Source organism: Wolbachia endosymbiont (group A) of Norellia spinipes, assembly GCF_964273535.1.
Genome location: NZ_OZ187006.1, coordinates 1,768,847 through 1,792,159, shown reverse-complemented (window position 1 = coordinate 1,792,159; position 23,313 = coordinate 1,768,847). Strand labels below are relative to the sequence as shown.

Here is a 23,313-nt window from a genome sequence, read left to right as displayed (position 1 = left end):
AGAGTAACCGATAAAGAGAAGCTGCAACACAACGAGAATAAAGCTTCTGTGGTTGAAAAAACTATAAGTGAAGGTGAAAGGATTGATAAAGGTTTGCCAAATGACCAGCTAGAAGAAAGTACAGGCGAATTTGCTCGAAATTTACCAAATGTGGCCAATAAAGAAGTGAATAAAGATTTGAAACCAGAGCCTTTGCCTTTAAGTGCTGATTTAAATGAGAATACAACTGACCCGCAAAAAAATCTACAAGCTGATCAGAAGATTGATATAAAAGATAATGAACTTTCAAAAAGTGATGCGAGTCAATTATTAGAGGGAAAAAAAGAAAAAGTAGAGAATCAGTTTGAAGAAAAAAAAGTGAAAGAAACAAACAATAATTCTAAGGACCGCAATAGAGTAAAACCTATAACTAAAAAAGATGAAGAAGAGCAAAGTGAAAAGAAAAATTTACAAAAATGGACAAAGCTAAACAGAGAAGCAATAAAAGAATGGGGTCATAAAGATATACAAAGCAAGTCAATATATAAACGACAATATGATAGCCTTAATGAGCATCTTCCTACAACTGTATTTATTGATGATTACAGTAAGCAATTTTTTTACTGTATTAAGAAAAATAACTTACCTTGCTTAAGAGGAATAATGAGTAAGCTAGAAAAAATTGGATTAACAACTCAAGAGATACTAAGGTTTAGAAATAAATTGGGTGATACTCCTCTCATTTATTCAGTTAAACAAGGTGAGGTAGACATAGTGCGCTTTCTCTTATTACAAGGCGCTGATCTTAGAGTAGTTAATAATAATTTTCAATCCCCAATTGATATAGCAATCGAAAAAAAGCAGATCAATATAATAAATGCGATTGCCGAAATGATGCCACACCTTTTGGAGGATAGAAAAATAGACAATAAAGAAAGCTCAGCAATTTACGATTGGGCTGTGAAAACGAAAGAAAACAATGAGTCGCAGTGCGATAAGCAAGATGATTAGATTTTTGATATTAATTTTAGTTGGTCATTTATGTTATGGAAACGAAACAAATGATGAAAAAAATCAGATTAGTGATTTTTTAAACGCTCTACATGATGCAAAATACGTATCTTACAGTAAAAAAGACTTTGCTGAATTTTTGGTGCAGTGCCACAAAGAGGGCGTGCCAGAAGATTTTAAGAAAGGTTTTGGCTCTAACTTAAATGGAGCTAATTTTAGCCAATTGTACCTAAGTGGATCTGTTTTTGATGGAGTAAGTCTGATTGGTGCTGATTTTTCTAACACCGATTTATCCGACGTGTCTTTCATTGATGTTGATTTACGTGGTGCTAATTTCTCCAATGCTAATTTACGTGGCATTAAAATAAAAGGTACAAATTTGAGTTTTACAAAATTTGTTTCTGCAAACTTAACAGATATCGTATTTGATCAGTCTCATGTTAGTTATGCTGATTTTATCAGTTCCGATCTCAAAAAAGTAAGTATGCACAATGTAATTGGTTTGCATACTAATTTCTCGAATGTGCAAATGAATCTCTCCAACTTATCAAACTCGAATGTTAGCTACGTAAATTTTAATGATAGTGAAATAAACGATACTGTTATGCAGAAAAATAACCTTGATAATGCAAGTTTCTTTGGAGTGGATGCATATAAATTAAAGATACAATTTTCTTCATTAAAAAATGCTAACATATATGGTGCAGAGTTAAAAGAATCAGACTTTACAGGTAGCAATCTTTCCGATGCCTGCCTTAATTCTTCTATCATAATTAACAGTAACTTCGACGAAGCTAATTTAAGCAACACACAAATTTCCTATGTGAATGACGATAATTCAAGTTTTGTTCAATCTATACTAAATGGTTCCAAGATAAAACATGTATATGTTTCTGGAGCAAGTCTTCAGGATGCTGATTTATCCAATATTGATTTTAGTTTTAGTGAACTGCATCAAGTTAATGTCTCTAATGCTGACATTCGTCACGGAAAGTTTCATAATACTAAAGTTGCGAATTCTAACATGAATGGCTCATTTTTTGACCATTCACTATTCACCTTTGCGAAGATAGAAGATTCAGACCTTTCTACAACTTCAATGTATAAGATAAAAATCCAAGACTCTCAAGTTTATAACAGTACACTTTTTCACCATAATATTGATTCCAGTGAAATAGAAAATTCAACATTCTTTAATTTATTAGCTGATAATTCGAGCTGGTCCAATTTAAAAGTAACTAATTCAAATTTTATTGAAAGCGATTTCAGATCTTCTTTGCTTCACGCTAATGCCTTTAGGAAAACTAGCTTTTTTCTTAGCAATTTGAGCAATTCAACAATTAGTGATATGTCTTTTCACTCTTCAAGCATATATAAAAGTTCAGTTGCTGATGCTCATTTAACAGATTGCAAGTTTGATAATTCAATTTTGATTGACAATCAAGGGCAGAAAAAACTTGCAGGGTTAGAAAATGCTATAACTTCAATTGGAGATTTGCAAGAGAAAATATCACAGGGTGAAAAATTTAATGTAAATTATTCTTACTTTGAATTTAAGAATATGAATTTAGAAAATGCTGATTTTTCTAATTCAACATTGAGTAGAGCAAAGTTTGTAAACGTTAATTTGAATAAGGCAAATCTTGAAAAAACCGATTTGCGCTATACTGTCTTTGATAACTCTTCTCTCATTGGCACCAACTTATCAAATTCTAATTTAGAAGGTTCTAGCTTTTTAAACTCTGATCCAAAAAGCGCCATGTTAAAAAATGCAAAGAAAAATGACCATAAAAAGTGAGGGCATATTATTGGTTCTATCCTCTCCTTCTGGAGCTGGAAAAACTACTATATCAGAAAAATTACTTGAGCGATCAACTAATTTAGTTAGGTCTGTTTCTACGACTACGCGCAAGCCTCGCTCTGGCGAAATAAATGGAAAAGACTATTTTTTCGTTACCGAAGAAAAATTTCACGAGTTATGCGAAGCTGGTCAGATGCTTGAATACGCCAAAGTTTTTGAGAATTTTTATGGTATACCAAGAGATTTTATAGAGCAAAACTTAAGCAGTGGAATAAGCGTTTTACTAAGCATAGACTGGCAAGGGGCATTTCACTTATTCAAGCTCATGAGAAAAAAAGTTGTAAGTGTTTTTATACTTCCCCCTTCAATGGAAGAGCTGAGGTTACGCCTGCAAAAGCGTAATAGCAACAGTGCGGATGAAATAGAGCGCAGATTAGCCGAAGCTCAAAAAGAGATAAGCAAACGTGATAAATATGATTATGTAATAATCAATGATGATATTGATAAAAGTGTAGAAGAGATAAGCTCCATACTAAATAAAGAAAGACTTAAAAAACTAAAAGAAAAACCAAGTCTGGAAGATTTATAAAAGCATCGATCTGCAGCTATAGTTTCTTATCCTATAGCTATACCGCCGCGAACCGTCATACCGCCGCGGTATAGCACATTTTGCACCTGTTCACTTTAGCTATATACCAATATTTATCCTTTCTTAAAACTAAACATTTAAAATAGTAGATAATCGTTGAAGTGAGGTTTAACTATGATACTAGCAGAAACGCTCTTCTGCCTGTATTTCAATTACATATACAACATTTTAAAATTTAAATCTAGCTTTTTAGTTGTTAGTTCTCAATCTCAAATTGTTGACACTTACAACTACAAAGATACACAAATAGTTAGTTTTTAGTGAGGCTTTGGTATGACAAAAGAAAATTCTACATCTAGTGAGTTAGTACACAACAATGAATTATTGAGCATTATAACGAAAAAAGTAACAAAAGGAAAGCACAAACACCTACACCCAGAAGTTGGGAAAGACAAGACTCTCAACAAATGCAAGGGATTGTTCAAGGAAGGGGCTAGTCCTAAGATATTAACCGAAGTATTAACCAAATTAGGAGAATCACCTGAAGAACAAGAAAAATATTATAAGTATTATACTCAACACTTCCTTCCAGCATTGAAAAAAGAAATCAAACAGTCAAAAAAACTAGACCCAACAAAAAAAGAGGAAATAGAACAAGTAATTTCAGAAGCTATTAACAAGAGCAGCAAAAAAGATCATCCTGATAACGTTGATCAAAATGAAATTGGTCGTAGAGGGAGTATGGAGAGTGAAACCGAAAGCGGCAACAGTAGCGATGCTGAAGATGATCATAACGCTAGTAAGAAGCATTCAATCAGTAGTGCTAACACAATAAGTGAAGGGCAAGGAGTAGAGAAAGACAACGGGATGACGATTGACAATGGAGACAGTGGAATCGAAAGCGGCAACAGTAGCGAAGCTGAAGATGATCCTGCTGATGAGAAAGACCACATTTCGGGTATACCAATTTCCTACACAGCAAATGAAAACCAAGAAGTGGAGAAAACCAACGGGATAACGAACAGCAATGTTCAATATACTGATGAGGAACAGCCAATATTCAAAGCAATTAAAAATGGAAATCGCAAGAAATTTTAAGAATATCTGAAAGGTTGTAAGGATATTAGCAGTGCAAAAGATGAAAAGGAAAATAATATTTTACACCTAATAGTTACACAATTAGAGAAAAAACAAAAGTTTGATTTTTTAAATACAGTACTAGATGTGAGTAAGAAGGAAGGAAAAGAGGAAGGAAAAGAGGAAGGAAAAGAGCAACTTAAAGCACAACTTGAAAAAGCTGTAAACGATAAAAATGGCAACGGTCAAACACCACTGCAAGCATTGTTACTTAGTAAAGTAACAAAAGAAAAACATAGTTTTGAGACTACACCTAGAAAAACTTTAACACCTTTTAAAAAACTTATACCACACTACGACAATACAATAGTATCTGCTATACAATTGCTCAAATTAGGAGCAAATATTGATGATTTGCAGTTGTCTAAAGAAGAATTACAGGAGTTAAGCGAAAAACAAAAAATATATTATCTTAACTTCTTAGAAAAATTGGCAGAGTCAGTAAAGAAGTCTGAATTAGAACCAGAAATAAAAACCAATACAGAAACAAAAATTAAAGAAATTATAGGGTATACCATAAATACTCCAGATAGTAATCCATTACATTCAGCAATTGAAAATAATGATAAAAAACTTTTTGAGGAGTTACTACAGAAAGGGGCGGATATTAGCCTGAAAGACACAAATGGCAACAATGCTTTACATCATATTGCTTTACTTAAAGGAGAGCAAAAAGTTGCATATTTGGAGTTGATTTTGAATTTAGTAGAAAAAGAAGTGATATCTCAAGATAAATTGAGAGAAGCTATGAATGCTACCAACCAGAAAGAAGACACGCCTCTACAAGCGGTGCTAAAAACAAAAGCAAGGAAAGAAAAAATTGAATATCTAAAGCAAGGAACAATTTTTGATTCAACAGTTAGTTGTAGCAATACAACAAAGTTTTGTGCAATGCTGCTAGAAATGGGCGCTGATCCCTGTTCTCTAGAGTTGGAAGGTCAAACATTTGATACTAAAAAGTATTATCTAACTTTACTTAATTTAAAAGAATATCCAAGAATTACACAAGAAGCACAAAAAAAGGTTAGAGAGCTAAAGGAGAAACTCGAGGAAAAATACCACTGTAAAACTGCTTCAAAAAAATGTCAGTCTGGCATTGAAAAAGCAGGTTCTTTTATAGAAAAAACAGCATCTACTACAGGAAAAGCAGTATCTGCTGCTGGAAAGTACATAGATCCAGCAAAGAGAACCCGTCAAACATTAATATCCATAACAACGGTTATTTTCATTTCAGCTGTAGCATATGGTGTCTCTCAGGGTTACATTGGGGCCCTTGCCGCTTTATTCCTCGCAGCTATTGCTATAGCTACATGTCTTGCTCTCACTTTAGGGTTTAGTGGTGTTAAGAAATGTTTTGAAAAACTAACTAATAAAACAAAGAACTCTACTGACAATGACCGACAGACAAAGCGTGCAAGAAATCCAAAAAGAAAGATACATCAACAAAATCTCCCGCAGATGGGTTAACAATATAACTAGTATACCCTCTTTTCCGGAGCGATGAAGTCAATTTCATCGCTCAGAGTTTTTTCAGCCACTTTTTTATAATCAATTTTTACGTTAATTTGACCTTTCTTTTCTTCAAGCCACGCTATGGTGTGTTTCATCCAGTTTTTATCATCACGCTCAGGAAAATCTTCACGAGCATGAGCACCTCTACTCTCCTCTCGATTGGCTGCGCATTCCATGGTAATAACCGCTTGTGGGATCATGTTAGCAAGCTCCAGTGCTTCAACTAAATCACTGTTCCATATCATACTGCGATCCTCAAGTGAAACATCAGGCATCATTTTTGCTACCTTTTTTATAGCTTTTTTACCTTCTTCTAAAACTTCAGCAACACGGAACACTGATGCGTACTTTTGCATAGTGTTCTGCATTTCGCTGCGTATTTTTGCTACTTTGAGCTTCCCAGAAGCAAATCGCATTTTATTAAACCTACCTATTATCCAATCTGTACAATCTGAGCTCAATTTTTTATGTGGTGTACCGGATTTTAGTTTCTCTTTTGTTCTGAGCGCTGCAGCTCTACCAAAAACCACAAGATCAAGAAGTGAGTTAGAACCAAGTCGATTTGCACCGTGCACAGAGACACATGCAGCTTCTCCAATTGCAAATAGTCCATCTACCACTTCTTCCTTACCTTGCTTCAGCGTGATCACTTCTCCATGATAATTGGTTGGAATGCCGCCCATGTTGTAGTGAACAGTTGGAATAACAGGTATTGGATCTTTAGTGACATCAACTCCAGCAAAAGTTCTTGCGGTTTCGCTGATGCCCGGCAATCTGAGTTTTATTACTTCCGGATCAAGATGCGCTATAGTTAAATACATGTGATCTTTTTTCGGTCCAACTCCCCTTCCCTCTCTAATTTCAATTGTTATTGCACGACTTACCACATCACGGGAAGCTAAATCTTTTGCTTTTGGTGCGTAACGTTCCATAAACTTTTCGCCCTGAGAATTAACGAGGTACCCCCCTTCTCCACGGCACCCTTCTGTCATCAAGCACCCTGAGCCATATATTCCTGTTGGATGAAATTGTACAAATTCCATATCTTCAAGTGGTAACCCAGCTCTCACCACCATGCCATTACCATCACCTGTGCAGGTATGCGCACTTGTTGCAGAGAAATAAACACGTCCATATCCACCTGTTGCTAGCACCACCGAATGTGCGCGAAATCTATGTAATGTGCCGTCGCATAGCGACCAAGCAAGAACTCCGCAGCATGCTCCGGTTTCGCTATCCATAATTAAATCAATCACAAAGTATTCAACAAAAAATTCAGCGTTGAATTTAAGACACTGCTGATATAGAGTGTGAAGGATTGCGTGCCCAGTTTTATCTGCCGCTGCACAAGTGCGCTGCGCTGATTTTCCTTTACCAAAGTGAGTTGTCATTCCACCAAAAGAGCGCTGGTATATTTTGCCATCTTCTGTACGAGAAAAAGGTACGCCAAAATTTTCAAGTTCAATAACAGCTTTAGCAGCGTTTTTACACATATATTCTATTGCATCTTGATCACCAAGCCAGTCTGAACCTTTTATTGTGTCATATGCATGCCAGCGCCAATCGTCTTCACCAATATTACCTAAAGCTGCACTAATTCCGCCTTGTGCTGCAACTGTATGACTTCGTGTAGGGAAAATTTTAGAAATGCAGGCAACTGAAAAATTAGTTGCAGCCATCCCAAGCGTTGCTCTGAGCCCTGCTCCACCTGCACCCACTACTACCACATCATACTCATGTTCTATGATCTCATACGCTGACTTATCCATATTTGCTTATTTTATCATTACAGGCTTATGATATCACAGAAGTAGAAAAAATCTATACAAGTTTTCTATAGCTAATACCAATTCTCATTATTAGTGAACCACTTTTTCATCCAATAATTTTGATCTTAATGCCATTTAAACCTCGCTATTTTACTTACTTCAGGTGGAACATACAATAAAATGGTTGAGTCTTTATCTGGCTTGCATCCATCGGTAGTTATTACACTAAATAAACAGGAAGTTGGTGGAATGATAAAAGAAACGATTACTCAAAAATTTTCTGAAATGGCCAGGGAAAACCTTGGCAATTTCTCTGAGGAAGAGCAGGAAAAGATTCGTAATGAGTTGCCGGAATTATCGTCTGAAACAGTAAGATAGCTACACGCTTAGCTCTTGAGAAAAAGTGTCAGGGGTTTAGCAGTGGACTAGATAATGATAAAAAGGAGGAAATACTAGGAGAATGTATGAGTAATTTATCCTATGTTGAACTGGAGAATCAAAACGAAGTGGTAAGGTAAATTATATTTCATTAAAGTCATTTATCTTGAAACATAAGCAGGATTTTGTATAGTTGTTTCAATTTGGGTCTGTATATTGAAACAATGCGTGAAAATGACAGGTCATTGTACAAGAGGTACCTAATTTGCCGACAAGAATGCTAGATAAAGAAATTTACATTTCAATTATTTCATAATTTCTGTATAATCTTACAAGCTCAATTGGTATATTATGAAGATAATAATAGGTAATGCTAGTAAAGAATTAGGGGAATCAGTAGTTAACCGGCTAGATGTTCAACCATCCTCTGCTTGGATATCAAAGTTTACCGATGGCGAGGTAAATGTAGAAGTAGCAAATGATCTATATAATCAAGAAGTATACATAGTACAATCTCTTTCTCCCCCTGTGAATGATAACCTTATGGAGCTTCTGCTTATAATTGATGCAGTAAATAGATTAGGAGCCAAAAGGATAGTAGTAATTATTCCTTATTATGGATATAGCAGACAAGATAGAATTATCAAGAACAATGATATGCAATCTGCTTTAAATGCCAAATTAGTTGCAAATCTTATTCAAACTGCAGGTGCAAGTAGTGTTGCAGTGATTGATTTGCACTCAAGTCAAATTGAAGGATTCTTTGATGTACCGATAACTAATTTGAACTGCTTTGAAGCATTTGTTGACTGTATACACACGGAAAATTTGGCAATTGTTGCACCTGATGTTGGAGCAATTGGCAGAGCACGTGCTTTTGCAAAGACTTTAGAGGAAAAGTACAAGATAGGGTTAAGTGATAAGATTATTATAGTAGATAAATATAGGGAGAAAGCAGTCACATCTCAAGTAATGAACATAATAGGAGAAGTTGCGAATAAAAATTGTGTCATTGTTGATGATATAGTTGACTCTGGTGGAACATTGTGTAATGCAGCCCTTGCTTTAAAAAATTGCGGAGCAAAGTCCGTAATTTCATGCATCACACATGGCGTGCTTTCAGGAAGTGCAGTTGAAAAAATTTCTTCCTCTTCTTTAGATAAATTAGTGATTACGGATACTATACTTCACAAACTTGAAAAAACTGGTAAAATAGAAGTTGTTTCGGTCGTAGATATTTTAACTCACTTCATCCAAGGAGGTAAAGATGCCAGCTAAGTCAACAGAAGACGTTATTACTTCACTAATAGAATTTGCAAATAAGAGAAAAATAACAATTACCAAGGAAGAAATGCTTAAAATTGCACAGCTTGTAAGGATTAAGTTATCAAATGACGAGATTGATCACTACTCCAAAGAACTGACAATGCTGGATTGGATACATGATACTTTATTACAAGTTAATACTGAAGGTGTTTCTCCTATGCGTTATGGCAGTATAGACAAGGACATTCATGTACGCGATGATGTTATAAATTCTCAAAACATTAAAGAAGAGATATTGTCCAATACAAAACCTGAGCATGGGTATTTCGTAGTGCCAAAGGTTATAAACGATTAAGGTAAAATAAGGCTCATATCAATTCTATAATAGATCTACTTTCAAAGTATCCGTTCAGCAGAGTGGCAAAACAGATATAGCTAACCCAAGAAGGTTTCCCTACGTCATACCGCCGCGGCGCTAACAAGTAGCGGAATAACGAATTTGTTGTTTTTCAAATTGTAGGTAAACCTAAGCCACTTTAGCTATAGTTTACTTGCCCCATGATTTTCTTTATTATCAGATATTGCTTTAAATAATATGGAGGGGTAAGTTGTCAGCAATTGCCATCATTGATTTTGGTTCACGTACGATATCGGTAGTTAACATTAGCTACCTGAGGGTCAGAGTCGCCTTTCTTAAAGATATTTTAAGTATACTAGATGTATTATTGATACGTGATAATAAAACTGGGGGTTTTTATGGAAACATCTGAATTAACTTTACTCGACTTACAGGATTTGCTTGAAAGTTTGAAAAGGCATGTGCGTAGTGAAGTAGAAAAATATGTAGACAAAAGGGTAGAAGAAGTCAAAGATGAGGCAGTAACATATATAATAAATAAAGTATTAAACAATATGGTGGGTAATGAGCCACTAAATGAGCTCAAAATAGATAAACCTAAAGAAATTGTGCAAGTTGATGATGATGGCTTAACGCAAAATCAAAAAGTTATTAAAGCTCTTTTTATAGGTAGAACACTTGTTGGAGAATATAAAAAGAAAATGTATGAAGTTACAGTCAGTAATGAGGGAAAGTTTATTTACAATGGGGAAGAATATAGTGCTCCTTCTACGGCTGGCACAAGAATTACCGGTAAAAGTTGCAACGGTTGGGATTTTTTTAAAGTATGCCTTGACCCCAAAGAAAAACTGAGGACTCTGAGTCACCGCCGTGCAAAGTTTCTATCAACTCAAAATAAATCATAGCTAACGTTTAAGTCATACATCAAAGCTTTTAAGAGGTCTTAGTTTACTTACTTCTTTATTTTCTTTATTATCAGATATCACTTTTAAATAATATGGAGGAGCAAATTGTCAGCAATTGCCATTATTGATTTTGGTTCACAATTTACACAGCTTATCGCAAGACAAGTCAGGGAAATGGGTGTGTATTGCGAAATATTTCCAAGCAACATCAGTTTTGAAACAATATCAAAATTCAATGGGTTTATTCTCTCTGGAGGACCACAATCTGTAAATGATGATTGTTCTGAAACAAGTAGAGTAGTACATGAAATTATAAAACTTAATAAGGCAACAAACGTTCCTATACTTGGAATATGCTATGGACAGCAACTCATTTGTCATTATTTTGGAGCAAAAGTAAAAGAGAGTTTCAAACAGGAGTTTGGCAGAACTAAAATCAAGATACTAAAAGAATCCCCCATTATAAAGGATACCTGGGATGTTAATTCTGAAGTGGATGTATTAATGAACCATGCGGACAGTGTTGATACTATACCACAGGGATTTACTGTTATCGCATCAGGTGTGATAAATCAAACAATTGCAATAATTGTCAACGAACAGCGGAAGATTTACTGTACTCAGTTCCATCCTGAAGTGAGGCCCACAACAAATGGCAGTAAATTGCTCTCTAACTTCTTGGATATTGCAAATTGCGAGAGAGACTGGACAATGAAATCGTTTATTGAAAAGCAGAAGGAAAAAATCAAAAATGTAGTAGGAGAGAAAAAAGTAATCGCTGCAGTAAGTGGTGGGGTTGATTCAAGTGTTGCAGCGGCTCTCACACATAAAGCTATAGGAAAACAATTGAACTGTATTTTTATCGATACTGGGTTGTTACGCAAGAACCAGACCATTGCTATGTTGAAAGAAATTCCGATAAACTACGTTGATAAATCAAATTTATTTTTGAGTAGGTTAAAGGGAATAACTGATCCAGAAAAAAAGCGAAAAATTATCGGTAACGCTTTCATTGAAGTGTTTGAAGAAGAAGCAAAAAAAATAGGTGATGTGGATTTTTTGATGCAAGGTACCATCTACTCTGATATAGTTGAGTCAGGGCATGCCTCAGACAACACTAGTACAATTAAGTCTCACCATAATGTTGGTGGGTTGCCAGAAAAGATGAACCTGAAGCTAGTAGAGCCTTTACGCTACCTCTTTAAAGATGAGGTAAGGCTACTTGGAAAAGAAATTGGGCTTTCAGACGAGATAATATTTCAACATCCATTTCCTGGACCCGGACTTGCAGTGAGGATTATAAGTGAAGTCGATGAAGAAAAGGTGCGAATATTGCAAGAAGTAGATGAAATATATATTAATACGATGAAAAATTACGATCTATACGATAAGATATGGCAAGCTTTTGCTGTATTATTACCAATAAAAACTGTAGGCGTCATGGGAGATGGTCGTACATACGGATATGTTTGTGCTTTAAGGGCTGTAACATCGTCCGATGGTATGACGGCTGATGCATTTCCATTTGAAGATAAGGATCAGCATTCGCTAGTGTTTTGGGACTTTTTACAGAATGTTGGCAGTATAATTGTTAATAACGTTTCCGGAGTAAATAGAGTTGTCTATGACTTAACTTCTAAACCACCAGCAACCATTGAGTGGGAGTAAATCAAAAAGTCTAGTCATACCGCAGCGGGATCTAGAGATACCGCGGCGGTATGACGTAGGATTGCTGTCATCCCGCTTTGTTAGCGGTTGAGATACCGTGAATAAATCACGGTATGACGTTAAGTAACTCGTCATCCCGCTACGTGTTAGCGGGATCTAGAGATACTGCGGCGGAATGACGAATTTGTTGTTTTTCAAATTGTAGGTAAACCTAAAGCTATAGAAAAAAAGAAGAACCAGTTTCTTAGTTCTTCATTGACATAATCCACTTCATATGCCATAATAAAATTTTATATCTTGGAGAAGGAAATGACATTAAGGTTAATACTACAAGAAGTCAACAGTAGTCCAGATCTGAGTAAGGAAAATTTAATTGATAGAATTAAAGATAAGCTGCAGCAGGAAAATCAACTTATATATGATGAGTGGAAAAAAAGCGAATTTGATATAAATTACACGTTTATAATACTCAAGTGCAATTTATTACTTACAGCAGCTGAAAATGGCTATGAAAAAGTAGTAAGATACTTAACAAAAAACGGAGCTAATGTTAATGTACAAGATGAATGGGAAAAAACCTCCTTACATTATTCTGCTCAGCATGGGCATACACAAGTAGTAGAAGTTTTGCTAGAAGAAGGAGCAGGCGTTAATGCACAAGATGAAGATAAAGGGACTCCTTTGCATTATGCTGCCAAACACGGGCATACAAAGACAGTGAAACTTCTACTAAAAAATGGAGCTAATATCAATCTACAAGATGAAGGTGAAAGAACTCCTTTGCATTATGCTGCTGAGCACGGGCATATAAAGACAGTGAAACTTCTACTAAAAAATGGAGCTAATATCAATCTACAAGATGAAGGTGAAAGAACTCCTTTGCATTATGCTGCTGAGCACGGGCATATAAAGACAGTGAAACTTCTACTAAAAAATGGAGCTAATATCAATCTACAAAATAAAAATAGATATACCCCTTTGAGTTGTGCTTGGCATAGTAAATATCCAGAAATGGCAAAACTTCTGCTAAATTATGGTGCAGACCCATCATGTATACATAGGCCTAAAGCTACAAAAGCAGGAGCCGTTGGGGTTGTTATATCTGCTGTTGTAGTTCCATTAGGACTCGTTTACGCTACTGCATTATCTGCACTAGCAATAGTTGGAATTACTGTGGCATCTGCACTGATCGTTGGTGGAATTTCCTATGGGGTTGCGTATAAGTCATCAGAGCATTCATTAAACAGTAAGCTAAGTGAGGTTAGCTGCAGTAATGTTGATGGAAATAAACAAACTGTACAACCATAGTTACTAATTTACCACAGTAACCGCGCCGTGGCAGTGCTTGTATTTCTTTCCGGAGTTGCAAGGACATTTGTCGTTTCTTGAGACTTTGGAAAGTCTGCTATTTCTAGCAGAATGTAACCTATTGCCTATCTCTTGGTTGTCTGCCAACTTAAAGTGTGCTAAGCGATGAATGGTGAGTTCCTTCCATTTTTCAAGCATTGACTCAAACATCAAGAAAGCTTCGCGTTTAAATTCATTCAGTGGATCTTTCTGCCCCATGGCACGTAAGCTTATGCTTTGTCTTAAGCTTTCTAAAGTTGAAAGGTGTTCCCTCCATAAATGATCAAGTGTCATTATCATCATTTGCTTCACGATCGTATTCCACAAATCTGTAGTGTGCTGACTGTTGAAATATTTTTCTTTCTCAGTAAAAAATTCTTGTATCTTATCATTTATATAATTCAAAGCTTCTTGTTTGTTTAAAAACTTTGCTAAATCTTCTTTATCAAGCGTTATTCCATACTTTGTATGGAATTCTTTGACTATATCTTCAATATAATCCTCATAATAGCCACTTTGGATTATACCTTCTACTATGCTCTCATTTACTTCGCTATATACTTCAAGTAAATCATTAATTTCGTTGCCTAAGATATTGTTTCTCTGCTTAAAAATAACTTTACGTTGGTTGTTGATTACGTCATCAAACTTAAGCAAAGACTTCCGCACATCATAGTTTCTAGCTTCAACTTTCTTCTGCGCCTTCTCAAGTGCCTTATTGATCCATGGATGATGAATAGCTTCGTTATTCTTTAACCCTACTTTTTGTAAAAAGCTTCTCATTCTATCAGAACCAAATATTCTCATTAGGTCATCTTCAAGCGATAAAAAGAACTTAGAAAGTCCAGGATCCCCCTGACGACCAGAACGGCCGCGTAATTGATCATCTATTCTCCTGCTTTCATGTCTTTCGGTTCCAACCACGCATAAACCACCAGCTTTTATAGCAATTTCCTTATCTTTTTTTACTCTTTCGACTATTTCTTGGTATTTTTTTTCTCTTTCATCAGCATTTTTTATCTTCTTTAGCTCTACCTTTGCAATCATTTCAGCGTTTCCACCGAGTTGAATATCAGTTCCACGTCCTGCCATGTTAGTTGCTATAGTGATACTACCTGGCACTCCAGCTTGTGCTATTATGTACGCCTCTTGTTCATGATAACGAGCATTCAATACTGAATGCTTAAGAGAATGGCTTTGCAAAAGCGCAGAAAGCTTCTCAGAGTTTTCGATGCTTACCGTGCCAACAAGGACCGGTTGAAGGCATTTGTGGCATTCTTCTATAAACTTCAACACAGCATTAAATTTTTCTTTTCCTGTGCCATAAATTTCATCATCAATATCAACTCTTTTTACAGGTACATTGGTTGGAATTTTTACTACATTTAGTCTGTATATATCACGAAACTCTTCTGCCTCTGTTGCTGCTGTTCCAGTCATTCCGGAAAGTTTATTGTACATACGAAAGTAATTCTGAAATGTGACCGATGCTAAAGTTTGGTTTTCATGCTGAATTTCAAGATTTTCCTTCGCTTCAAGTGCCTGATGAAGACCATCGGAATATCTCCTGCCCTCCATCATACGCCCAGTAAATTCATCAATAATCACTACCTTGCCATCCTTTACTATATAATCTTTATCAGCAGTAAACAGCTTATGTGCACGTAATGCTTGGTCTATATAATGAGTCATTATCATGCTGTCAGTATCATAGAGCGAGGAATTTTCAGGAATGAGATTGTATGACCTGAGTAGTTCTTCCACTCGTGAAATACCATCTTCAGTAAGGAACACTGCCCTACCCTTTTCATCCACCTCATAATCAGAGTCAACTAATTTGGTTACTATTTTATTGATATGCTTATATATCTGATTGTTTTCCTCAATCTGGCCAGAAATAATAAGCGGAGTGCGAGCTTCATCAATGAGTATTGAGTCTACTTCATCAACTATTCCGTAGTGAAAGCCTCTCTGAACCATATCTTCTTGAGAAAATTTCATATTGTCTCGCAGGTAATCAAAGGCAAGCTCGTTATTTGTGGAATACACGATATCTGCACTGTAAGCCTCTTTTCTCTCTTCGTCTGTCAAGTTATTCGTGATAAACGCAACAGAAACCCCAAGAGAATTATATAATTTGCTCATCCACTCTGTGTCTCGTTTCGCAAGGTAGTCGTTAACAGTTACGACGTGCACGCCTTTCCCTTCTAAAGAATTAAGGTATGCAGCTAAAGTTGCAACGAGTGTCTTTCCCTCTCCTGTTTTCATTTCTGATATCATGCCGTTATGGAGCACCATTCCACCAATCAACTGAACATCAAAGTGCCTCATGTTAAGAAACCTGCGAGAGGCTTCACGCACAACTGCAAATGCAGGTACGAGAAGATCATTTAACGTTTTCCCATTTTTCAATTCCTGTTTGAATTCTTGAGTTTTACCAGCAAGCTCCTCATCAGATAAGCTCTGCATTTCTGTTTCTAATGCATTTATTTGCTGAACAATTTTCCTAAAGGATTTTATTATCTTCTTGTTTGTTGACCCAAATATCTTTCTTATAAAAAAGAATGACAACGTAAAAATGAAAAATATAAGAATGGCTGTCAAAGTTAGCGGAGAATCTAGCATAAACTTAAGTAACGTCTTATTTAATATGAGATTATATTACTAAATGCAGCCTACAGCAATGACATATTAGATTCGGAAGGATTTTATTATCTTCTTGTTTGTTGACCCAAATATCTTTCTTATAAAAAAGAATGACAACGTAAAAATGAAAAATATAAGAATGGCTGTCAAAATTAGCGGAGAATCTAGCATAAACTTAAGTAACGTCTTATTTAATATGAGATTATATTACTAAATGCAGCCTACAGCAATGACATATTAGATTCGGGGAGTCTTTTCAAATTAAGAACCTATCACAGGCATTGTTTAGTTTGCTGAAAATAGTTGTTCGTTTAAGTTGTTAGTTATGCTAGATTAAGAGTAATTCACTTGAGAACAGCAAAGAAAGGTAGGTATGCAAAAATAGGACTGAAAATCTTTGGTTAAACTAAGCTTCTTCATTTAGAATTTCATTAATAATTTTCTGTTGTTTCATAACTTCTGTTGTCTTCCAGTCGCGCATTGTAATTAGTGCCTTCCATAAAGCCCAGCCGCTTGCTCTGGCCCACGTGTCTGGATCTAAATATAGATGTGACTTGAAGATTCTCCGATTTTCGTTGTTCAAAAGTGTCCAGGCAATTACCAAGTCACAGGCTGGATCGCCGACACCCACACATCCAAAATCGATTACAGCAGCTACACATCCATCTTTCGCTAGGATATTCCCGCTTGCAAAGTCACCATGAATCCATACTGGATTCTTGTTCCATCTTGAGCTTATAGCTTTTTCCCAAAAGGACATTATAGTTCTAGCATCAATAAAACCTTGCAATTCCTTAATGGCCGATCTTACCTCTGTGTCATAGACTGATACGTGATCGCCGCGCCAGAAGTTATGGAGTCCAGGATTAGGGCCTCCTTTAACATCAATTTTATGTAACTCATTCAAAAATTGTGCAAGCTGAGAAGCAATAATCTGTAAATCCAGATCATCTATAGACAATGCATTTATGCTTTCCCCTTCGATCCACTTATATATTGACCAATTCCAGGGATAATGCTTTGATGGTTGTCCCATTGCAAGTGGCTTAGGAATAGAAAATGACAAATGTGGTGCAAGTATCTCAAGCCATTTTTGCTCCTTTAGAACTTGTAGCGCATAATCTTCTGCGCTTGGTAGCCTGATCAACATCTCTTCACCCAAGCGAAAAGTTCTATTGTCTATACCACTGAGTTCAACAGGTTTGATCTCTAAGTGAGCCCACTTTGGAAATTGCTGTGCAACAAGTTCGGTAACAAGTAATAACCAAGAGCGACTATCAATTTTTGATGCCATTTGCCGATTTTTCCTATTTTACCATCCGCCTTAGAAACCTTCTGATTCTAGAAAAACTTGCTTGTCATTTTTAATTGCTGACATTGTTTAAGTTAATACCAATTTACACTTCCAAAACTAATCTATTTGGATCTTCTATATAATTTTTTATTTTGACAAGGAAAGTAACTGCTCCTTTGCCATCAACTATTCTGTGGTCGTAAGAGAGAGCAATGTACATCATCGGTCTGATTTCTACTGCATTACCAACAGCAACTGGCCTGTTTTGTATCGAATGCATTCCAAGTATTCCAGATTGCGGAGGGTTTATTATCGGAGTGGAAAGAAGTGAACCGTATACTCCACCGTTTGAAATAGTAAATGTTGCACCTTCCATTTCTGATACTTGTAATTTGCCTTCTCGTGCTTTTTTGCCAAGAGCAACTAAAGTCAACTCAATTTCTGCAAATGACATCTGATCAGCACTCCGAATAACAGGTACAACAAGGCCTTTGTCAGTGCCAACAGCAACACCTATGTCATAGTAATGTTTATATATGATTTCATCGCCTGAGATTTCAGCGTTAATTTCAGGGATCTCTTTCAGTGCTTGCACTGCTGCCTTTATAAAAAACGACATGAAACCAAGTTTTATTCCATATTTTTTTTCAAAGGCATCCTTATATTTTGCTCTTAGATCCATGACATTTTTCATGTCAATTTCATTGAACGTGGTCAGTATTGCAGCAGTATTTTGCGATGCTTTCAAACGAGCGGCAATTACTTGCCTTATTTTACTCATTTTTACTCGTTCCTCTCTTTGCTCTCCACTTACTACACTTTTTGGCAATTCATATTGTTTTATTGCAGGCTGTTCTGTTTTGTTTATATGGCCTATTACATCTGCTTTTGTTATCCTATCTCCCATGCCAGTTCCTTTGACACTTTCTGCGCTGATTGCATTTTCCTCCATAATTTTACGAGCTGACGGAGCATCTTTTTTGGCAGAACTTTCGCTTTTATCTTCTTTTCTCGCTTCCTCTTTTACTTCCCCCACGGAAAACTTCGCTAACAATTGATCAGGACTTATTACATCATCTTCCTTTACGAGAAATTCAGTTATTTGCCCTGAAGCTTCTGCAGTTAATTCGAGTGCTGTTTTGTCAGTCTCAATTTCAAAGATCAAGTCATCTACTTTTACTGCTTCTCCAATATTTTTCTTTATTTTTACTATACCTTCCGTAACTGACTCACCACCAAGAGTTTTTGGCGCTCTGATTTCTATAATTTTGCTCATAAAACAACTTCCGTATAAAACTTTCTATAGATTTATACATGAAAAGAGACATGTAATAAACTAATAAATTCATTGAGGCTTTTATCATTTAGAAGTGACAAACGGATAATATACTCCCAAATGTCATTCCAGCGCGTGATGCTAGGCCATCTTGACACATTTCGCCAACCCCGTCTCTCGGCTATGGTATTGCTAATCAAACAATGACTATGCAAAAGACCTAATAACATGTATAATCCATAAATAATTTTTGAGGTAGATTGTGAAACTAGGTGTTAATATTGATCACGTTGCAACCCTCCGCAACGCACGCGGAACTTCCTACCCAGATCTATTGAAAGCAGCAGAAATAGCCATTGACGCTGGAGCAGACTTTATTACTGTACACTTACGAAAAGATAGAAGGCATATTAGAGATGAAGACGTATTTAACCTAAAAAAAAGCATTAGCACTGAGCTAAATCTTGAAATTGCAGCAACGGAAGAAATGCTTAAAATAGCAAAAAAGGTAAAACCCTATTCGATTAGTATAGTACCAGAAAAAAGAGAAGAATTAACAACCGAAGGTGGCCTGGATATCATTAATATGCACAGCAAACTTTCTAGTATAATAGAGGAAATGCATAGCTCTAGCATAAAAGTCTCACTGTTTATCGATCCAAATATTAATCAACTAAAATATCTTGAGAAGCTAGAGATAAAACCTGACATAATAGAAATTCATACAGGGGATTACTGTGATAATCCATCAGAGAAAAAGTTACAGTTAATTACTAATGCTGCAGAGTACGTCAATAAATTAGGAATAGAATGCCACGCAGGACATGGCATAACTTATAAACACGCTAAGAAGATGACAAGAATACCTCACATCTCAGCTCTTAACATAGGCCACTATTTAATTAGCGAAGCTGTATTTTATGGCTTACACAGCGTAGTAAAAACAATGAAAATGATAATGTCTAACTAACTGCTGCTTTTTCCTTCTCATTTAAAATACTTAAAAGAGTTTGGCTTGCTTTAAATTTTACCCTTGTCTTTTCAGGAACAGTCATGATCTCACCATTTTGGGGGTTACGACATTGTTTCTCCTGACTTATAGCAGTAGAAAATGTTCCTATTCCATGCAAACGTATTTCACCTTTCCCATGCAGCTCATCCTTTATTATTTTAATAAACGCATCATGAATCTTGCTCAAATCAGATTTTGTTATATCTATATTCTGACCAGAACAATCTTCCTTTAATTGTTTTATTATATCTTCTTTACTCATAAATTACCTTAATATTGAAAAATCACACAAATAGCATATTATGTTGACACCGATAGTCAACTAAATTCATCACAAAAATAGAGGATATTATACACTTTTGCAAATATTTGTATAATACTTACAAAAAAACACCACTATGAAATAACTATCTCTTAGAAAATTGACACTTTTTCCGAGCTTTATGTTGACCATATTTCTTACGTTCAACAACACGCGAATCTCTAGTTAAGAACTCACCATTACGTAATATAGAATGCAAATCTTGGCTTACACTACTTAAAGCTCTGCTTATTCCATGAGCTAGAGCACCTGCTTGACCAGATAGCCCTCCACCTTTTACAGTTGCGAATACATCATATTTGTCTAACGTAGAAGTTGCTACAAATGGCATTTTCACTATTTGGCACACTGACTCTCTTTTAAAATAAGAAATTAGATCGCCTTTTTTGTTAACACTAAATTTTCCACTTCCCGGCTTTATCCATACTCTTGCTGCAGATTCTTTTCTTCGGCCTGTAGCATATAAACGACCAAGCGAATCAACTGCTGATTTAATTGTCTTTTCTGACCAATCATTATTATTTATTGTAAAACTCTTCATTTTTACTCCATTACTTTTTATTTTTACGATTCAAAGAGGCAAAATCTATCTTTTCAGGTTGCTGCCCTTGATGCTTATGCTCTGAACCAGAATAAACATACAAATTTTCAAAGCGTCTACGCGCCATAGGGCCATCATCAAGCATCCTTTTCACTGCCATTTTTATTACACGCTCAGGAAATTTGCCATTTAAAATATTATCTGGAGTAGTTTTCTTCAAACCACCAGAATAACCTGTATGCTTATAGTAAATTTTATCTTTAAGCTTCTTCCCGGTAAAATGCACCTTTTCTGCGTTGATAATAATTACATTATCGCCACAATCCATATGAGGTGTATACTCAGGTTTATGCTTTCCACGCAATAGTGTCGCTACAAATGCTGCAAGCCTTCCTACCACTAATCCTTCTGCATCTATGACAAACCATTTTTTGTCGATTTGTTTCTCTTTTAAGAAAAAAGTTTTCATTTTAATTTAACTAAACAATAGTAAGCTACTATATACTTAATTTCTCAATAGTGTCAACAATATTAGTTATTGATTATTAAAGTAATTTATGTTAGTAATTGAGCTGCGCAACCAATATGCACAGGAAGTAGAATGTTTCGATTGATTATTACACTTGCGATAATTTTTGGTACTATAAGTTGCTATGCAACCGATGTGGGAGAAGTTATAAGCAAAGCGATCAAAAATAGCTCAAAAATAAAGTCTCAATTTTACCAATATAAAAGCGCAGAAAAACAGCTTAAGTCTTCTGGGTTAGCTGGATTTTTACCTGACATTAGTTTGCAGTACAATTTTGATAGTAATTTTAATCTTTATAATCAACCTAATTTACCTGGAAAACGTCTGATATTAAGCCAAAGGATAATAGATGGAGGTGGCACCTTTGCCACATTCAGTCGATCAAGTCATCTTCTCAAAGCAGAAAAAATGCGATTTCAGCAATTAAAACAAGAGGTTGCACTTAATGCTGTGAAAGCATATGTTGGTGTTTTACAAAAGACAGAAATATTAAAGCTCAGAGAACATAAAGAACGCGTTTCTTTGGAACATTTGTCAGCTATGAAAAAACGCTTTTCCCTTGGAGAAGTTACTAACGCTGAAGTTTTGCTAGCAAAAGCAAAATTTTCGTCTTCTATATCCGAAAGAGTTGATGCTGAAGGTAAATTAAAATTGGCAAATATTGCTTATTATCATTTGATTGGCGAAGATGCTGATGACCTTTCTGAAGCTAATGATAAACTACCTTCTGTCCCAGAGCTAAATGAATGTTTACAATTAGCAAAAACCAATAATTTATCTCTAAAAGCAGCAGTTTATCAAAAAAGAGCAGCCGGAATGGAAGTGATCGCTGAAAGCTCCAAGTGGCTTCCTTCTTTAAATCTAAGCGCAAGCAAAAATTTTGGGAAGGATGGTGTAAAATTAGACAAGCTATTAGAAAATGTTCATATAGTTTTTACTCTTGATGTTCCAATCTTTAAAAAAGGAGCGAATGCTTTTGGTGTCAGTAAAGCTAAAATGGATGCAAAAAAATCTACCTACGATTATTATGAAACGGTAAAAAATATAGAACAAGAAGTTGTAAATGCTTGGAATAATGTGCTAACAGCAAAAGCCATTATTAAAGCAAGTCAAGAAGCGGAAAAAGCAGCAGCTTTAGCATTGGAAGGAGTTGAGCAAGAGGTAAACTTAAGTTTAAAGAGTACATCTGACCTTTTGGACACTGAAGATGCATTATTTAAAGCACGTTCAGACTTAGTTGAAGCAAAAAGCAATTATGTAACTAGTGTTTATAATTTGCTTTTTATAATAAATAGTATAAATCTCTAAATTTAATGGTATTAGCACTATGCATGATGAACAAGGCAATCAATCTGTAAAAGATATTCTAGAAGATATAAAAAAAGCTATATCGGGTAAAAACGCAAGTAACGATAAAGCAGAAATAAAGGATGAAAATGATGATGTGCTATGCCTTGAAGAAGAGTATCCAGAAGACATAGAAGAAGATGGCAAAAAAGAAAATGGTAAAGAAGAGAACATTGATAATGATGACCAAAGTGAGGAAATGGCTTGCAACAACCAATTTAATGGCCATAGCTACAATTCAGAAGAAAAAAAAGACATTGATTTGTACGATAATATCCAAATGAGTAATAACAAAGCGAGTAATAGCGGCTTACAAGCGCAAAATAATGATCATCTAATTTTAAAAGAGAATATGGAAGAGATCAAAGCGCTGCTTGGAAAAATGCAAAACGAATTGCAGCATAAACAACAAAAAAGAGCGAATCTTACTGTTGAAGAATTAGTTACATCTCTTTTAAAACCTCAGCTCTCAGAATGGCTGAATAAATATCTACATGCACTGGTAAAAGAAGTAGTTGAAAAAGAGCTCAAAGATATAATCAATAATAAGTAGGGTATTAGCAATAAAAACTAGAGTAAAGACGGCTAGAGGCAGAAAACTATCTTCAACAAGGTGGCTACATCGT

The 23,313-nt window shown here is 35.5% G+C and carries 21 protein-coding genes; 14 read left to right on the top strand and 7 right to left on the bottom strand.

All coding sequences use genetic code 11. The annotated features are described in order from the left end of the window. The 5 genes from ACFZP3_RS08600 to ACFZP3_RS08580 all read left to right on the top strand — a co-directional run. On the top strand, nt 1-990 hold a 990-nt coding region (locus ACFZP3_RS08600), incomplete at its 5' end, for an ankyrin repeat domain-containing protein (protein WP_386087089.1). Continuing rightward, nucleotides 983-2,788 carry a pentapeptide repeat-containing protein gene (locus ACFZP3_RS08595; protein WP_386087111.1) on the top strand — a complete coding sequence of 602 codons (1,806 nt, stop codon included), beginning with the start codon at nt 983-985 and terminating at the stop codon, nt 2,786-2,788. The genes ACFZP3_RS08600 and ACFZP3_RS08595, both read left to right, overlap by 8 nt. Beyond that, entirely contained in the window at nt 2,772-3,380 is a 609-nt protein-coding gene (gmk, locus tag ACFZP3_RS08590; protein ID WP_253308926.1) for a guanylate kinase, read from the top strand. Before ACFZP3_RS08595 ends, gmk begins: the two co-directional genes overlap by 17 nt. A 333-nt stretch (nt 3,381-3,713) precedes the next feature. Beyond that, the gene (locus ACFZP3_RS08585; RefSeq protein ID WP_386086843.1) at nt 3,714-4,478 is read left to right on the top strand and encodes a hypothetical protein; all 765 of its coding nucleotides are present in this window, start codon (nt 3,714-3,716) and stop codon (nt 4,476-4,478) included. A gap of 126 nt (nt 4,479-4,604) precedes the next feature. After that, a complete protein-coding gene (locus tag ACFZP3_RS08580) occupies nt 4,605-5,984 on the top strand; it encodes an ankyrin repeat domain-containing protein (protein ID WP_386086844.1) in 1,380 nt (459 codons plus the stop codon). Between the two features lie 8 nt (nt 5,985-5,992). Here ACFZP3_RS08580 and sdhA read toward each other — a convergent pair whose 3' ends face one another. Further along, the gene (gene sdhA / locus ACFZP3_RS08575) at nt 5,993-7,798 is read right to left on the bottom strand and encodes a succinate dehydrogenase flavoprotein subunit (protein WP_386086845.1); all 1,806 of its coding nucleotides are present in this window, start codon (nt 7,796-7,798) and stop codon (nt 5,993-5,995) included. A gap of 180 nt (nt 7,799-7,978) precedes the next feature. Here sdhA and ACFZP3_RS08570 point away from each other — a divergent pair, with 180 nt between their 5' ends. The 6 genes from ACFZP3_RS08570 to ACFZP3_RS08545 all read left to right on the top strand — a co-directional run bounded on the left by ACFZP3_RS08570 (nt 7,979) and on the right by ACFZP3_RS08545 (nt 13,681). Continuing rightward, nucleotides 7,979-8,176 (top strand): hypothetical protein, encoded by a 198-nt coding sequence (locus ACFZP3_RS08570; RefSeq protein ID WP_264688305.1) that lies wholly within the window; start codon nt 7,979-7,981, stop codon nt 8,174-8,176. A gap of 351 nt (nt 8,177-8,527) precedes the next feature. After that, nucleotides 8,528-9,454 (top strand): ribose-phosphate diphosphokinase, encoded by a 927-nt coding sequence (locus ACFZP3_RS08565; protein ID WP_386086846.1) that lies wholly within the window; start codon nt 8,528-8,530, stop codon nt 9,452-9,454. Continuing rightward, nucleotides 9,444-9,797: an Asp-tRNA(Asn)/Glu-tRNA(Gln) amidotransferase subunit GatC gene (gatC, locus tag ACFZP3_RS08560; protein ID WP_065094978.1), complete on the top strand. Its 354-nt coding sequence runs from the start codon at nt 9,444-9,446 to the stop codon at nt 9,795-9,797. Before ACFZP3_RS08565 ends, gatC begins: the two co-directional genes overlap by 11 nt. Nucleotides 9,798-10,198: 401 nt before the next feature. Then, complete coding sequence (locus ACFZP3_RS08555; RefSeq protein ID WP_253309401.1) at nt 10,199-10,705, top strand: DUF2924 domain-containing protein; 507 nt, start codon at nt 10,199-10,201, stop codon at nt 10,703-10,705. A gap of 105 nt (nt 10,706-10,810) precedes the next feature. Next, a complete protein-coding gene (guaA, locus tag ACFZP3_RS08550) occupies nt 10,811-12,373 on the top strand; it encodes a glutamine-hydrolyzing GMP synthase (RefSeq protein WP_386086847.1) in 1,563 nt (520 codons plus the stop codon). Nucleotides 12,374-12,682: 309 nt separating this feature from the next. Beyond that, nucleotides 12,683-13,681, top strand: a complete 999-nt coding sequence (locus tag ACFZP3_RS08545) for an ankyrin repeat domain-containing protein (protein WP_386086848.1) — start codon at nt 12,683-12,685, stop codon at nt 13,679-13,681. A gap of 3 nt (nt 13,682-13,684) precedes the next feature. On the opposite strand, the gene secA is transcribed toward ACFZP3_RS08545, so the two are convergent. From secA to odhB, 3 genes are all read right to left on the bottom strand, one after another. Next, on the bottom strand, nt 13,685-16,345 hold the full coding sequence (secA, locus tag ACFZP3_RS08540) for a preprotein translocase subunit SecA (protein ID WP_386086849.1): 2,661 nt from the start codon (nt 16,343-16,345) through the stop codon (nt 13,685-13,687). Between the two features lie 427 nt (nt 16,346-16,772). Further along, on the bottom strand, nt 16,773-17,660 hold the full coding sequence (locus ACFZP3_RS08535) for an aminoglycoside phosphotransferase family protein (RefSeq protein WP_386086850.1): 888 nt from the start codon (nt 17,658-17,660) through the stop codon (nt 16,773-16,775). A 103-nt stretch (nt 17,661-17,763) separates the two neighbouring features. Beyond that, nucleotides 17,764-18,936, bottom strand: coding sequence for a 2-oxoglutarate dehydrogenase complex dihydrolipoyllysine-residue succinyltransferase (odhB, locus tag ACFZP3_RS08530; protein ID WP_253309396.1), 1,173 nt, complete (start codon nt 18,934-18,936; stop codon nt 17,764-17,766). 262 nt (nt 18,937-19,198) lie between these two features. Between odhB and ACFZP3_RS08525 the strand changes: the two genes are divergently transcribed. Then, entirely contained in the window at nt 19,199-19,906 is a 708-nt protein-coding gene (locus ACFZP3_RS08525) for a pyridoxine 5'-phosphate synthase (RefSeq protein ID WP_386086851.1), read from the top strand. On the opposite strand, the gene ACFZP3_RS08520 is transcribed toward ACFZP3_RS08525, so the two are convergent. From ACFZP3_RS08520 to rplM, 3 genes are all read right to left on the bottom strand, one after another. Beyond that, complete coding sequence (locus ACFZP3_RS08520; protein WP_264688310.1) at nt 19,899-20,210, bottom strand: HU family DNA-binding protein; 312 nt, start codon at nt 20,208-20,210, stop codon at nt 19,899-19,901. The genes ACFZP3_RS08525 and ACFZP3_RS08520 overlap by 8 nt on opposite strands. A gap of 145 nt (nt 20,211-20,355) precedes the next feature. Then, nucleotides 20,356-20,811 (bottom strand): 30S ribosomal protein S9, encoded by a 456-nt coding sequence (gene rpsI, locus ACFZP3_RS08515; protein ID WP_253309392.1) that lies wholly within the window; start codon nt 20,809-20,811, stop codon nt 20,356-20,358. A gap of 10 nt (nt 20,812-20,821) precedes the next feature. Next, a complete protein-coding gene (gene rplM / locus ACFZP3_RS08510; RefSeq protein ID WP_253309391.1) occupies nt 20,822-21,280 on the bottom strand; it encodes a 50S ribosomal protein L13 in 459 nt (152 codons plus the stop codon). 132 nt (nt 21,281-21,412) lie between these two features. Here rplM and ACFZP3_RS08505 point away from each other — a divergent pair, with 132 nt between their 5' ends. Both ACFZP3_RS08505 and ACFZP3_RS08500 read left to right on the top strand, forming a co-directional pair. Next, a complete protein-coding gene (locus tag ACFZP3_RS08505) occupies nt 21,413-22,648 on the top strand; it encodes a TolC family protein (RefSeq protein ID WP_264688311.1) in 1,236 nt (411 codons plus the stop codon). Between the two features lie 19 nt (nt 22,649-22,667). Beyond that, on the top strand, nt 22,668-23,240 hold the full coding sequence (locus ACFZP3_RS08500; protein WP_386086852.1) for a PopZ family protein: 573 nt from the start codon (nt 22,668-22,670) through the stop codon (nt 23,238-23,240). Nucleotides 23,241-23,313 lie beyond the last annotated feature (73 nt).